The 13,944-nt window shown below is 72.2% G+C and carries 12 protein-coding genes and 1 rRNA gene; 4 read left to right on the top strand and 9 right to left on the bottom strand.

The window, feature by feature from the left end:
* Nucleotide 1: 1 nt before the first annotated feature.
* The 5 genes from ACH34S_RS39430 to ACH34S_RS39410 all read right to left on the bottom strand — a co-directional run bounded on the left by ACH34S_RS39430 (nucleotide 2) and on the right by ACH34S_RS39410 (nucleotide 6,218).
* On the bottom strand, nucleotides 2–1,567 hold the full coding sequence (locus ACH34S_RS39430) for an FAD-dependent monooxygenase (RefSeq protein WP_395958034.1): 1,566 nt from the start codon (nucleotides 1,565–1,567) through the stop codon (nucleotides 2–4).
* A gap of 70 nt (nucleotides 1,568–1,637) precedes the next feature.
* Nucleotides 1,638–3,236 (bottom strand): long-chain-fatty-acid--CoA ligase, encoded by a 1,599-nt coding sequence (locus tag ACH34S_RS39425; protein ID WP_395958032.1) that lies wholly within the window; start codon nucleotides 3,234–3,236, stop codon nucleotides 1,638–1,640.
* A gap of 103 nt (nucleotides 3,237–3,339) precedes the next feature.
* On the bottom strand, nucleotides 3,340–4,077 hold the full coding sequence (locus ACH34S_RS39420; protein ID WP_395958031.1) for a GntR family transcriptional regulator: 738 nt from the start codon (nucleotides 4,075–4,077) through the stop codon (nucleotides 3,340–3,342).
* 67 nt (nucleotides 4,078–4,144) lie between these two features.
* Nucleotides 4,145–5,008: a hypothetical protein gene (locus ACH34S_RS39415; protein ID WP_395958030.1), complete on the bottom strand. Its 864-nt coding sequence runs from the start codon at nucleotides 5,006–5,008 to the stop codon at nucleotides 4,145–4,147.
* 49 nt (nucleotides 5,009–5,057) lie between these two features.
* The gene (locus ACH34S_RS39410; protein WP_395958029.1) at nucleotides 5,058–6,218 is read right to left on the bottom strand and encodes a cytochrome P450; all 1,161 of its coding nucleotides are present in this window, start codon (nucleotides 6,216–6,218) and stop codon (nucleotides 5,058–5,060) included.
* Nucleotides 6,219–6,312: 94 nt separating this feature from the next.
* Between ACH34S_RS39410 and ACH34S_RS39405 the strand changes: the two genes are divergently transcribed.
* The gene (locus tag ACH34S_RS39405; RefSeq protein ID WP_395958028.1) at nucleotides 6,313–6,861 is read left to right on the top strand and encodes a hypothetical protein; all 549 of its coding nucleotides are present in this window, start codon (nucleotides 6,313–6,315) and stop codon (nucleotides 6,859–6,861) included.
* Here the strand turns inward: ACH34S_RS39405 and murA are convergent.
* A complete protein-coding gene (gene murA / locus ACH34S_RS39400; protein ID WP_395958027.1) occupies nucleotides 6,858–8,159 on the bottom strand; it encodes a UDP-N-acetylglucosamine 1-carboxyvinyltransferase in 1,302 nt (433 codons plus the stop codon). The two genes, ACH34S_RS39405 and murA, sit on opposite strands and share 4 nt — an antisense overlap.
* Nucleotides 8,160–8,223: 64 nt before the next feature.
* Complete coding sequence (locus tag ACH34S_RS39395) at nucleotides 8,224–9,681, bottom strand: sulfatase (RefSeq protein ID WP_395958025.1); 1,458 nt, start codon at nucleotides 9,679–9,681, stop codon at nucleotides 8,224–8,226.
* Between the two features lie 148 nt (nucleotides 9,682–9,829).
* Between ACH34S_RS39395 and ACH34S_RS39390 the strand changes: the two genes are divergently transcribed.
* Nucleotides 9,830–10,720 (top strand): phosphotransferase family protein, encoded by an 891-nt coding sequence (locus ACH34S_RS39390; protein ID WP_395958024.1) that lies wholly within the window; start codon nucleotides 9,830–9,832, stop codon nucleotides 10,718–10,720.
* A gap of 103 nt (nucleotides 10,721–10,823) precedes the next feature.
* Here ACH34S_RS39390 and ACH34S_RS39385 read toward each other — a convergent pair whose 3' ends face one another.
* Entirely contained in the window at nucleotides 10,824–11,417 is a 594-nt protein-coding gene (locus ACH34S_RS39385; RefSeq protein WP_395958023.1) for a TetR/AcrR family transcriptional regulator, read from the bottom strand.
* Nucleotides 11,418–11,480: 63 nt separating this feature from the next.
* On the opposite strand from ACH34S_RS39385, the gene ACH34S_RS39380 reads away from it, so the two are divergent.
* Together ACH34S_RS39380 and ACH34S_RS39375 are read left to right on the top strand one after the other, a co-directional pair.
* Nucleotides 11,481–12,704, top strand: coding sequence for an MFS transporter (locus ACH34S_RS39380; protein WP_395958022.1), 1,224 nt, complete (start codon nucleotides 11,481–11,483; stop codon nucleotides 12,702–12,704).
* 603 nt (nucleotides 12,705–13,307) lie between these two features.
* Nucleotides 13,308–13,802 (top strand): tetratricopeptide repeat protein, encoded by a 495-nt coding sequence (locus tag ACH34S_RS39375; protein WP_395958021.1) that lies wholly within the window; start codon nucleotides 13,308–13,310, stop codon nucleotides 13,800–13,802.
* A gap of 58 nt (nucleotides 13,803–13,860) precedes the next feature.
* Here ACH34S_RS39375 and rrf read toward each other — a convergent pair.
* Nucleotides 13,861–13,944 (bottom strand): 5S ribosomal RNA (gene rrf / locus ACH34S_RS39370); the annotation flags it as partial.

Here is a 13,944-nt window from a genome sequence, read left to right as displayed (position 1 = left end):
GCTACGTTCCCTCGTCGCCGGGGACGCTCTCGACCGGATGCGGTTCCGAGGCGTCCCGTGTCGAAGGCCGGCCGCACCACTGGCTCAGGGCGTCGCGGATCACGGCGGCGCGGCGGTCGGGTGCGGTCTCGTCCGTCGCCCACGCGATGTAGCCGTCCGGGCGGATCAGCGCCGTCGTCCGGGTCGCCCGGCCCGCCAGCGCGCAGTGCACGCGTCCGGCCCACCGCTTGGCCGCCAGGTAGGTGACCGCCGGGTCGTTCGCCGCGACGACCAGCACGAACAGCCCGTCGCCGAGCATCTCGTACAGCCGGCCGGGGCCGCCGGGGCCGCCGGAGCCGTCCGCCAGCGGGACGTCGGGCGCGCGCCGTCCGGTGAGGCGGTGGGAGCCGCGCGGCGCCGGGTAGGCGATGTCTATGCCGGAGACGGCGCCCGCGAGCCGCCGCACGACCGGCCGGGTGTGGGTCGCCGCCCACAGCCCGGCGGTCCGCGCCGTGCGCTGCCACCACGGCTCGGCGAGGACGCCCCGCAGGATCGCGCCGCTGCCGCGCAGCACGAGCCGCCCGACCGGATACCGCTCCTCGTGGTAGCTGTCGAGCAGCCAGGACGGCGCCCAGCCGTGCAGTTCGGCGGCGAGTTTCCAGCCGAGGTTCGCGGCGTCCTGGAGCCCGGTGTTCATGCCCTGCCCGCCCGCCGGGGAGTGGACGTGCGCGGCGTCGCCCGCGAGGAACACGCGGCCGGCCCGGTACTCCGGCACCTGCCGCTCGTCGCTGTGGAACCGCGACGTCCAGCGCGGGTCGTGCATGCCGAAGTCGGTGCCGTGGACGCGGCGCGTGACCATGCGCAGCTCGTCCATGTCGACGGGCTCGGAGTCGGGCGCCTGGTGGCGGCGGTTCCAGGCGATGACCCGGTACCAGCCGTCCCCGAACGGCGCGAGGAACGCGAACGCGTCGCCGGTCGAGTCGACGGTCAGCACGTCGGGGGGCGCGTCCTGGAGCCGGACGTCGGCGAGCATCACCGACCGGACCGCCGAGTGCCCCGGGAACGGCAGCCCGAGCGCGCGCCGGACGGTGCTGCGGACCCCGTCGGTCCCGACGACGTAGGACGCGCGGCGCGTCCCCGTCGCGCCGTCGGAGGTCCGCACGTCGACGTCGACGCCTGCCGCGTCCTGGCGCAACGCGACGGCCTCCGCCCCGAACACGATCTCCGCGCCCGCCTCGAGCGCCCGTTCCCGCAGCACGCGTTCCGTCTCGTACTGCGGCGTGACCAGCAGGAACGGGAACCGTCCAGGCAGCCGCGCCAGATCGAGGCTCGTCTTCCCCAGCAGCCGCACCGCGCCGACGCGCTGACCGGTGGCGACGAGGTCGTCCGCCAGGCCCCGCGCGTCCAGCATCTCCAGCGTCCGCGCGTGCACGGCGAACGCGCGCGTCAGGTTGCTCGTCTCCGCGTCGCGCCGTTCCAGCACGGTGCAGCGGATCCCGGCGGCCGCGAGGTCGCCGGCCAGCAGGAGCCCGGTCGGGCCCGCCCCCACGATCAGCACGTTCCCTGTCTGCTCGCCGGTGGGCGGCATCCCGCTCCCCTCTCGGCTCGACGGCGGGCGCGATCCCTCGCCCGGGACACTTCCCAGGAACCGCCGCTCCTCACCGGATCCGGCGTTCGCGTCCCGCCCATTCCCGCTCGCGGAGCTGGAACTTCTGGATCTTACCGGTGGACGTCTTCGGAAGCTCGGTCATGAACTCCACCGCGTCGGGCGCCTTGAACCGCGCGAGACCGGTCCTGACGTGCTCGATCAGCTCGGCCCCGGTCGCGGTGTGCCCGTCGCGGAGCACCACGAACGCCTTCGGGCGCTCGCCCCACTTCTCGTCCGGGACCGCGACGACCGCGACCTCCAGCACCGCCGGGTGCGAGTCGATCGCGCGCTCGACCTCCACCGTGGAGATGTTCTCGCCGCCGGAGATGATGATGTCCTTGGACCGGTCGCGCAGCTCGACGTACCCGTCCGGGTGGCGGACGCCGAGGTCGCCGGAGTGGAACCAGCCGCCGCGGAACGCGTTCGCGGTGGCCTCCGCGTCCTCGTGGTAGCCCTTCATGACGTTGTTGCCGCGCATGACGATCTCGCCGAGCGTCTCGCCGTCGGCCGGGACGTCGTTCATGTCGTCGTCGACGACGCGGAGCCCGTCGGTCTGGACCATGCCGACGCCCTGCCGGGCCAGCAGCCGGGCCCGGTCGGACACGGCCAGCCCCGCCCAGCCGGGCTGCGGCTCGCACACCGAGTACGGCCCGTAGGTCTCGGTCAGCCCGTACACGTGCACGATGTCCGCGCCGAGCCCCTCCATCTGCGCGATGATGGTCGGGCTGGGCGGGGCGCCCGCCGTCGTCACGGTCAGCGGCCGGTCCAGCGGGTGCGCCTCCGGCGCGTTCGCGATCGTCACCAGGACGGTCGGCGCGCCGTTGAGGTGCGTGACGCCCTCGCCGTCGATGAGCCGCCACACCTCCGCGGCGACGACGGCGCGCAGGCACACCTGCGTCCCGCCGATGGCGGCGAGCGCCCACGGCGTGCACCAGCCGTTGCAGTGGAACATCGGCAGCGTCCACAGGTAGACGCTGCCGGGCGTGTGCCGCGAATGGACGATCTCGCCGAGCGCGTTCAGGTACGCGCCGCGATGCGTGTAGACGACGCCCTTGGGACGTCCCGTGGTCCCGGACGTGTAGTTGATCGAGATGGCGGCGTTCTCGTCGCCGACGTCCCAGGGCAGCGGGGCGTCCGAGCCGCGCGCCAGCAGCTCCGCGTAGCCGATGCCGCCGACCGCCGGGTCGGGATCCGCGCCCGCCGCCGGGATCGTGACGACCTCCGGCAGCCCGCCCGCGAGCGGCGCGACGGACGGATGCAGCCCCGCGTCCACGACCAGCGCCTTCGCTCCCGAATGGCCGAGGATGTAGCGGATCTCCTCCGGCGCCAGCCGCGTGTTGATCGCGACGAGGACCGCCCCGGCGAGCGGCACCGCGAAATGCGCGACCAGCAGCTCCGGGATGTTCGGCGCCAGGTACGCGACGCGGTCGCCCGGCCCGATCCCCGAGGCGCGCAGCGCGTTCGCGAGCCGGGTCGTCTCGGCGGCGAACTCCGCGTACGCGACGCGGCGGTCGCCGTAGGTGTAGGCGGTCTTGCCGGGAAACACCTCGGCAGACCGGTTGAGGAACGCGAGCGGCGTGAGCGCCGTGTGGCCCGGACCGTTGTCCAAGGGGAGCCTCCGCTACCTTCGTCCGAGGACGATGCACCGGCGCCCTCGGCATGGAGTGACCTGCGTCTCAAGGATCGCACGCGGGCCTCCCGGCGGCCGCCGTCTAGGGCGCGGCGTGGCGCGGGGTCTCCAGGCCGAGATGGATGCGGTACCGGTCGGCCCGGTACGTGGCGAACGCGACCTCGGCGCAGACGCCGCGGCTGTAGGTCCGCTGCCGCAGGCGGAACACGGTCCCGCCCTGCCGGATGCCCAGCAGCCCGGCCTGGCGGGCGTCCGCCGGGCCCGCCTCGATCGTCTGCTCCCCCGCGTCCATGAAGATCCCGAACTCGCGCTCCAGCACGGCGAACAGCGACGACTCCGGCGTGCGGCGCTCGAACAGATCGGGCGCGAGGGACGCGGGGATGTGCGAGCGCTCCACCGCCATCGGCTCGCCGTCCGCCAGCCGCAGCCGCTCCAGGACGTGCACGGCGATCCCCGGGGAGGCGCCGAAGTACCCGGCGAGGCGCGCGTCCGCCGGGACCGTCCGGGCGTCGAGGTCGCGGCACCCGGGCTCCATGCCGCGGGCGCGCATGTCCGCGGTGAAGGACACCAGCTCCCTCGGCATCTGCACCTTGGGACGCGCCACGAACATGCCCTTGCCGGGGATGCGGCGCAGCCGGTCCTCGGCGACGAGCAGGTCCACGGCCTGCCGGACGGTCATCCGCGACACCCCGAACCGCCGGCACAGCTCGCGCTCGGACGGCACGGGCGCGTCGACCGCCAGCCGCTCCTGTTCGATCATGTCCAGCAGGATGGCGCGGAGCTGCATGTACTTGGGCAGGGGTGCGGAGGGATCGATCACCCCTCATGCATATCCGATAGCCCCACGAAACCGCCCGGATTCAAGGGGCATATCAGCGCCTCGCGGGTCAGATCGGGGCCTCGCGGGTCAGGATCGCCACGGCGGCGACGGTCGCGTAGCCGCGCCATTCCAGCTCGGCGGCGGGCGAGTAGCTGGCGAAGTCGACCCGCCAGCCGCCGTCGTCCTCCTGCCGCTCGTCGAGCCGCCGCAGCTCGGCGGCCACGACCTCCGGGGCGAACAGCGCGCGGGCGGGCCGGTCCGGCTGCGGCGCGAAGTCGAGCGGCCGCATCATCTCGTCCTCCAGCCCGCCCTGAACGTGCACGAGCCCGCTCGGCGGAATGTGTTTCCCCAGCAGATCAACGATCTCGGTGTCGCGGACGGCGTCGGCCAGCCACAGCGCGAATGCGAGCTCCAGCGCGTGCAACTCCTCCCCCGCCCGGACGGTGCCGAGGCAGTAACGAGTCGCGCGGTCGAGCCACGGATGCGCGGCGACCGCCTTGTCGTGGCCGCCGACCCGCTGCGCCATCGCCGCGACGACGGCCGTGATCTGCAGCGAGGACGTCTCCGGGTCGGCGCCCGCCCAGAACGGCGCGCAGCCCGCCGGGTCGGGGACGTGCAGCCCGAACGGCAGGCCGCCGTCCGGCAGCGTCACCGACTCCAGCCAGTCGCAGAGCGCGACCGCCTCCGGGGCGGTGCCGGGGGCGAGTTCCGCGAAGACCTCGAACGCGTGCAGCGCGGGGCCGGGCTGGCTCGTCCGGGACCGCAGGTCGGGTTCGAGGCCGTGCCCGTACCCGCCGTCCGGGTTCCGGTAGGCGTTCAGCGCGGCGAGCAGCGCGTCACGGTCGCCCTCGCCAGTGAGCAGCTCGAACCGGCGGCGGTCGAGCATGCGCGCGTGCGTCGCCATGAAGTCGGATGCCTTGTCCAAGTCCATGACTCCAGCGTGGCCGCCGCTTCCCCGTCCGTCTTGTAGCTTTCGGCCATCACCAGGTAAGGAACAGCTCCCGGGGCGAGCGGTGGATCAGGCTCGGCACCATCTCCACGGGCCCGTCCAGCCTGAGCCCGGGCAGCTCCCCCGTCAGCGTCTCCAGCGTGATCCGGACCTGCTCGCGGGCGAGGTGCGCGCCGGGGCAGGCGTGGACGCCGTGCCCGAACGACAGGTGCCGGGCGGGCTCCCGGGTGATGTCGAACGTGCCGGGACGGTCATGGGCGTCCGGGTCACGCCCGGCCGCGCCGAAGGCGACGAAGACCGCGGCTCCCTCGGGCAGCTCGGTCCCCGCCACCGCGACGGGACGGGTCGTGACCCGCCGGAAACCCTGGATCGGCGGTTCGTACCGGGCCGCCTCCTCCACCGCGGCCGGTATCAGCTCGGGCCGCGCGCACAGCAGCTCCCACTGGTCCCGATCGCGCAGCAGGTGCAGGACGGCCGTGCCGATGAGGGCCGTGGTCGTGAAGTGCCCGGCGAGCACCAGGTTCTGCAGGTTCGAGATGAGCGTGCCGTGCGGCTCGATCGCGCGGATCATCTCCCCGCACAGATCGTCCCCGGCGTGCTCCCCGCGGGCCCGCACGTGGGCGTCCAGGACCCGTTTCATGCCCGCGACGTCATGGGCCGCCGCGACCTGCTCCTCCGCGCTCATCGGCCGGAACACCAGGTCATCGGCCCGGTAGCTGCCCTCGACCAGGCCCGGCACATCGGCGGGGTCGAGGCCGAGCAGATGGCCGAGCACCTCGCCGGGCAGGACGCGCGCGTACCGTCCCATCAGCTCGACCCGGTGATCAGCGGCGAACGAGGCGACGAGCTCCCGGGCCCGTCCGGCGATGAACGGGACGGCCGCCGCGACGTGCTTGGGGGACAGCCCGCGCGTCAGCGGCTCCCGCACCCGCCGGTGCTCGTCGCCGTCGGCCGTGATCACGACGGGCGCGCCGCCGGGCACCGACTGGAGCACCGCCACCGCCTCCGGGGCGGGCACCACGCCCGGACGCAGTGCGTTCGCGGACGAGAACGTCTCCGGGTCACGCAGCACGGCCCGCGCGTCGGCGTCCCGGACGATGAGCCAGGCGTCCAGCTCGGGGACGAACGTCAGCCCGTCCGCGTCCCTGGCCCGGCGGTAGGTCGGATAGGGGTCGCGCCGGTCGAACTCCACGATCGATCGTCCCTCCTGCCGATGATCAACCACCGTAGCCGCCGGGCCGGAAAACGGAATGCGTCCAGGGCGCCGGGCGGCCTAGCCTGTCGGCATGGAGGTCGCCTTCGAACGCACAGGTCAGCGCCGGTACGCGACGGTCATCACGCTGCCCGGACGGCAGCCTCGCCGGATGGATCCCGCGCCCGGTTACGACGAGAACATCCCGCACGACCTCGTCCACTATCTGGCCGAGTCCGAGCTCGGGCTGTCGTCCGGCGTGTTCGGGCGCGCCGCGGCGGGCGGTGGGGGCGGCTTCGTCGAGACGGCCGAGACCCCGGGTGACTCGCGCCGCCGGGCCCGCGCGCAGCGCAGGATGAACAAGCGCGAGGCGTCGCTCGGCAAGGCCGACCGTGGCGACATGGCCAGGTCCGAGTACGTCGCGGGCCTGTGCGACATCGCCTGGCGGCGCCGCTCCGGCGCCACCACGCCCGCATGGGCCGAACCCGTGACGATCCCGCCCGAGGACGCCCCCACCGTGGACCGGATCCTGAACCGCCTGGACGAGGCGGCAGCCCTCTGGCGCGACCTCCCGGTCGGCGGCTCGCTCACCTTCACCTGGCCGGACGCAACAGCGAGAGTCCGGCTCCCGTCCGGCGCCTAGCCAGTGCGCAGCGCGAGGCCGAGGGCCCGGAACTGCTCCACCGGCCGGTGGTAGCCGCGCTCGATGTGGTGCACGCCCCGCAGCGTCGACGGGCCCTCCGCGACCGCCGCCGCGAGGACCGCCGAGAACCCGGCCCGGATGTCGGGCATGGTCACGTCCCCGCCGCGGAGCTTGGAGACCCCGCGCACGACCGCCGAATGCAGCGCCGCCGTGTCGTGGTACCGGCACGCGGGACCGCCCAGGCACGTGTCGTAGACCTCGATCTCGGCGCCCATGCCCTGCAGCGCGGGAACGTACGCCAGCCGGTTCTCGTAGACGGTCTCATGCAGCACCGACATGCCGTCCGCCTGGGTGAACAGCACCATCAGGGGCGTCTGCCAGTCCGTCGCGAACCCGGGGTGGGTGTCGGTCTGCACGGCGGCGGGGCGCAGCCCGTCCGGCGCGGACGCCATGATCCACTCATCCGTGATCTCGAACTCGGCGCCCATCCTGGTCAGCGTCGTGATCGCCGTGACGAGCCGGTCCTGCGGGCAGCCGTGCACCCGCACCTCGCCCCGGGTCACCAGGCCCGCCACCAGGTAGGAGAACGCCTCGATCCGGTCGCCCGCGAGCCGCGTCTGCGCCCCGGTCAGCCGCTCGACGCCCTCGACCACGATCCGCCGGTCGGGCGCGAACGAGATCCGCGCCCCCATCCGCTGCAGGAACAGCGCCAGCTCGATGATCTCCGGCTCGGTCGCCGCGTTCCGGATGACGGTCTTCCCCTGGGCCCGGACGGCCGCCAGCAGCACCGTCTCCGTCGCGCCGACGCTCGGGTACGGCAGCTCGATCCGCGTCCCGACCAGCCGGGACGCCGCCGCGTGGATCCCGTCGGACTCGATCCTCACCTCGGCGCCGAACGCCCGCAGCGCGTCCACGTGGAAGTCGACCGGCCGCCGCCCGATCGGGTCGCCCCCGACCAGCGGCACGAACGCCTCGCCCGCCCGGTGCAGCAGCGGCCCCAGCATCAGGATCGGGATCCGGTTCAGCCCGGTGAACGCCTTTCCCACGCTCGGGTCCGTCACCGGCCCCGGCACGACGGCGACATCACCGCCGGACCGCTCCACTGCCATCCCGACGTGCTCCAGCATCCCCGCCGTGATCCCGACCTCGCCGACGTCCGGCGCGTTGCCGATCGTGCTCGGCCCGTCCCCCAGCATCGCCGCGACCATGTGCTTGCTGACCGCGTTCTTGGCGCCGCGCACGGTGACGTCCCCGCGCAGCGGTCCCGACGGCTCGATCCGCCACAACTTCTCAGCCATCCGTGCAGCCTACGACGTCATGGGCGGCCACCCGGCAAACCCGGAACGAACCCGAACGAAAGCGTCACGCCCGACACTCGCTACCTTGGCAGTTCCGGAGCCGCCGCAGCAGATCACGCAACCGCTCGCGCCGCTCCGGGGAAAGCCGCACTGCGGCATTGTCAAGCTGATGGGGATCCCGTTCAAGGTCGTAGAACTCTCCCTCCCCGCCAAGGTATTCGACGTACAGTTCGCTCTCCGTGCGAATGGCCTCATAACTGGGCGGATTCCCGCCGACCCGGTTCTGCCGGTCCGGATCGCCCGGCGCATTGTTCGGCCCGCGATGCTCGATGAGCACCGCCTCACGCGGCGCCATGGCCGTTTCGCCCTTGAGGAGGGGGACGAGTGACCGGCCGTCCACCTCCGCGGGCACGGCGGCTCCGCCGAGTTCCTCGAAGGTCGGGCAAAGATCGGTGTTCTGCGCCAAGCCGTGCTCGACCTTCCCGGCGGGGACGCCCGGCCCGGTCACCACGAGCGGCACCTCGATGTCGGTGTCGAACGCCGTCTGCTTTCCATGCGCGAGACGGTGCTCCCCCATGTGGAACCCGTTATCGGACGTGAACACGAGATAGGTGTTGCGGTCGGCCCCCGCGGCCTTCAAGGCCGCGCGCAGCCGCCTGATCATCGCATCGACCGCCTGGACGGACTGCGCCCGCTTACGGAACGCCAGGTCGATCCGGCGAATCTGCTCCGGCCCGAGCCGCGGGTGGCCCGTCAGCCAGGCCGCCTTATCCGACATGTCGTCCTCGTTGAAGGACGGCCCGCGCGGGGCCTTGAGCCCAGGGAACGCATCGGCGTCGCGCGGCGCGGGCGTGTACGGCCCGTGCGGAGCGAACGTGGAGATCTCCAGCATGAACGGCCGATCGCCCGCCGCCGCCCGGGTGATGAAGTCGCCGCCCTTACGCGCGAGCACATCGGTCATATAGTCGACCGGCCGGGCCCCATATCGAACAGGACGACCGTTCTCATCCAGCGTGTAGTTGAACCCCTGATACCCGTTCCCGGCGACATACCATTCGTCCCACCCGGGCGGCACCGGGTCACCAGCCCGATAACCGTTCAGGTACTTCCCCATCATCGCCGTCCGATACCCGGCCTCCCGCAGCGCGGCGGCAAAGGTGCTGCGCTGATTTCCCCGCGCATTGAACGCCCGGTACCCGCCGTCCGCGCCCTGGTTCGTCATGACACCCGTGTTGTGCGGATAACGCCCGGTGAAGATCGTGGCGCGTGACGGACAGCACAGCGAGTTCGCGACGAAGTAGTTGCCGAACGTGAGCCCCTGACGCTGCATCTCCTTGACGTGCGGCATGTACTCCACGAGATTCGCCGACAGATCGTCGGTGAGCACGAAGACGATGTTCGGCCGGGCCTTCGCACCACGTCCTTCCCGCTCCGCCCGCAAGGACGCCTCCGCACACGAGGCAAGGCCCAACGACGCGACAACCGCCAACCCGATCAGCCGAACCATCAGGCGGGCTTCCATGCCGGGCCCCTTCCACCGAGAACGAAGACCGGCAACCACCGTCCCGAACCACGCTGAGAAGGCCCCGAGCCGACACTGGGAGCCCCCTGAGAGCTCCCTGAATCAGGCGATTCGCGGCGCAACGCCCGCCGCGCGCATCATGGGATTGATGATCGAGCCGTTCCCGCCCGTCGAAGCGCTCACATGGGCCGCGCAGGCGGCAGGCGAGCCCGTGCGGGTCGTCCGCCGTCTCCCGGGCGGGACGCATGCCGCCACGCACCTGCTCGCGGCCACCGAATCCCGGCGGGAGCTGGTCCTGCGCCGCTACCCGCCCGGCGACACGGCCGCGGCGAACGAGGCACGCGTGCTGACCGTCCTCGACGGGCTGGGCGGCCAGGCCCCGCGGCTGCTCGGCGCCGACCCGGACGGCCGCCGAAGCCGAACCGGCGAGCCCACCGTCCTGATCACCAGGCTTCCCGGCCGCGCCGACATCACGTCCGTCGCCCCCGACACCGCGGCCGTCCACCTCGGGCAGGTCCTCGCCCGCCTGCACGGCACGCCACCGACTCTGCTCTCCGGCCTCCGCGACGGGATGGCCGCCGCGCTCGCTTCACCCACACGCGCGGACGCCGCCGCACCCAGCGCCCGGATGCTGCCGGCCCACGTCCACCGGCTCGCCGAGGCCGAGGAGGTCCTCACCCACTACGACTTCTGGTCCGGCAACGTCCTGTGGGACGACGGCGCCCTGACCGGCGTCATCGACTGGTCTGGCGCTTCCCGCGCACCACGCGGCTTCGACGTCGCCTGGTGCCGCCTCGACCTGGTCCTGCTCCACGGCCCGCACACGGCCGAGACGTTCACGAACGCCTACCAGGACGCAGCGGGTCGGCCCATCGCCGACCTCCCGCTCTGGGACGTGTTCGCCCTCACCAACTCCCACCACGCCGTCGAGACCTGGCTGCCCAACTACCACGACGTAGGCCGGACGGACCTCACCGCCGAAGACCTCCGCGAACGCCACACCGCCTGGACCGACCAGCGCCTCCCCCTCTGCCCCTAGCCGGACCGGCGAAGCATCCGGGCAACTCAAGCCCGAGGAGGAACCCGGCAGGGGCAGCCCAACGAGACGCACGCACACAGCAGGCCGCACACCACGGACGCTTCTAGCCCGTCCGGGCGACGTCCTCCGTCCAGGAGTCGGCAAGGAGGCACAGTTCGTCGAGCGCGGCTTCGACACGCTCCCGGTCGCCCGTGGTGAGGAAGTCGGTCTGCAGCCCGGAGTAGGCGCTGTTGAGGTAGGTGGCCTTGACGCGAGCCTGCGCGGGGTCGAGCCCTCGCGCGACCAGCGCGCGAGCGACGAACTCGGCCCGATCCGTCAGGAACTTCGGGACCCGGTCACCGAGCCGCCCCGCCGCCGCCAGCCCCTCGATCTCGCGGACGAGCCTGGTATGCGCGACGTTCTCGGGCGCGAGATGGCGGCGCCAGGAGTCGCGGACGATGGCGCCGATCCCCCGCCCCGTGTCGTCCCAGCCCTCGGTGGCGCGAAGCTGCTCGTGCTGGACGTCGTCCAGGCGTTGCAGCAGCGCGGCGAGGAGGTCGTCCTTGTCGGCGAAGTGGTGCGTGAGGACCCGCGTGCTCTGCCCGAGCGCCTGCGCGATGGGACGCATCGACAGCCCGGACATCCCATGCTCGGCGAGGTGGTCGAGGACCGCGTCGAGGATCTCGGTACGGCGATGCGGGTCGCGCGGCCTGGCCACGGCTGGATCTCCTTCGTCTGGGGCCGTCCATCCTATAGGGAAACAAGTGTTACCTTAATGGGCATGCCCCTCTTCCGACGCCACCAGCGCGGCGGACTCAGGCTCGCCGCGCTCGCCCTGACCGCCTTCACCCTCCAGACCGACGACTTCGTGATCGTCGGCGTCCTCCCCGCCATCGCCGACGGGCTCGCGGTCACCGAGGCCGCCGCCGGACAGCTCGTCACCGTCTTCTCCGTCATCTGCGCCGTGATCGCGCCCGTCGCGGCGGTCGCCACCGCGTCCTGGCCGCGGCGCCATCTGCTCGCCGGCGGGATGCTGCTCTTCTGCGCGGCGAACCTCGCCGTCCCGCTCGCCACGTCGTATCCGGCGCTGATGGCGCTGCGCGTGCTGGCCGCGCTCGCCGCCGCCGTCGTCCTCCCGACGGTGTTCGCGGTCACCGCCGCGCTCGCACCGCCCGGACGCCAGGGCCGCGACCTGGCCACCGTCATGGCGGGGCTGACCGGCGCGGTCGTCGCCGGGGTACCGGCCGGGACGTGGATCGGCGCCGCGTTCGGCTGGCAGGCGACCTTCGTCGCGAACGGCCTCCTCGGCGTCGCCGCCCTGGCCTTCCTGCTCACCGCGCTCCCGGACGTCGCTCCCCCACCCGCCGCCGGAATCGCGGAACGGCTCCGCCCCCTCGCACGCCCCGCCCTGGTGTTCGTGCTGCTGGCCGCCGTCGTCGCCGTCCTGGGCAACCTGCTGTTCCAGACCTACCTGGGCCCGTTCCTCTCGGACGTGGCGGGCGTGGACTCGTCCGGCCTCGGCTGGCTCCTGCTGCTGGCGGGCGCCGCCGGCATCGCGGGAGCGCGTCTCAGCGGCACACTGATCGACCGCATCGGCTCCACGCGGACGTTCGCGCTCGCCGCCGCCCTCTTCACCGCGGCAATGGCGGGCCTGACCCTCTCATGGACGCTGCGTCCGGCACATCTGGCGCTGGTCGTGGTGCCCCTGATCGTGTGGTCGGCAGCGGCCTGGGCGGTCCCGCCTCCGGTGCAGGCACGGGCCTTGGCCTTCGCCGGAGCGCAGGCGGGACCCCAGGCCCTGGCACTCGTCAGCAGCGCCGTATACCTCGGCGCGTCCCTGGGCGCCGGCCTCGGCGGCTGGCTGCTGGACGCACTCGGCTCCGGGACACTCCCCGTCGCGGCCGGAACCTGCGCCATCGTCGCCCTGGCACTGTTCACCCTGGCCGGACGCACCACACCAGCAACCGACGCCGCCTCCAAACAGACGGAGCGCGCAACGATCTGAACGTTCCAAAAGAACCGCAGCCGCGCCGGTGCAGATGTGTGGGTTGGCACCGGCGCGGCCGTGGGCTCGACAAGAGTCGAACGGTCCAATTCTCCCCCATCACACGTCGCACAGGCGTCTCACCCCCCACCAAACGACGATCTTGCAGGTCGGCGCCATCCCCACGATCACCCAACCCCACGACGGTCACCCGCCGTGCCACCCAGGGCCCATACGCCATACCTCGACCCGAATCAGCCGGCACCGCCCGACACCCGAGAACCTCACGACCGACCTCTCAACACGAGCGCCTCGATGCACCAGACCCCGACCGTGACGCCAACAACAAGGCCGCCGCCGTCACCCCCGGGACAGCGGCGTCGGGCCAAGCGTGCAAGCAGGCGCCCCACATCCCGACCATCACACTGAAGAACTTGACGCCTCACCTGCCCGCCTCGATTTCCAACGAGGCATAACGCTCACTCACCCTTCGGCACCGGCCCAAGGTGTACTTCGAACGCCGCTGTCATCCGCCGGCCATCCGAACCACCGCTCGCTCTCCGACCTGCTGACATGTGCTCGGTCGACGGCTGACCCTCGTCACATCCGCCCTATCCTGGTCCAATGATCAACACCGGGCCGGATTGGGAGCGGCGAATCGCCGATCTGTGGGCCACCTTCGATGACCACGAGCCCGAGGACTTCCTCGCAAAGGTCAAAGAATTGACCGCAGAACGTCCACCCGGCGACGCCATCGCCCACTACGAACTGGCATCGGCACACGACTCGATCGGCAACGAGGCCGAAGCAGCGACGCACTACCGAGAGGCGTTCGCCGCCGGTCTCACGGGTTCGCGACGGCGTCAGGCGACGATCCAGTTCGCCAGCACCCTCCGCAACCTCGGCCAGGCCGAAGAAAGCGTCGCGCTTCTCACCGCGGAACGCGACGCCCCCTCCGACGAGCTCGACGACGCAGTCACCGCGTTCCTGGCCCTCGCCCTCACCGACCTGGGACGAGACCGAGAGGCGGTTTCACTGGCCCTCGGGGCGCTGTCACGCCACCTTCCGCAATACAACCGTTCGCTCTCCAACTACGCAAAGGCACTGATGGAAAGCTGACAACCGCAGAAATAAGAAAGGCCCCGCCGTTGTCGGCGGGGCCTTCCCCATAGGAAATGTCCGGCGGTGTCCTACTCTCCCACACAGTCTCCCATGCAGTACCATCGGCGCTGAAGGGCTTAACTTCCGGGTTCGGGATGGG

Origin of the sequence: Actinomadura sp. 3N508, from assembly GCF_044326375.1 — a bacterium.
In the GTDB taxonomy this organism is placed as follows: domain Bacteria; phylum Actinomycetota; class Actinomycetes; order Streptosporangiales; family Streptosporangiaceae; genus Spirillospora.
The sequence above is the reverse complement of the archived record's forward strand: the minus strand, read 5'-3'. Positions and strand labels throughout refer to the sequence as shown.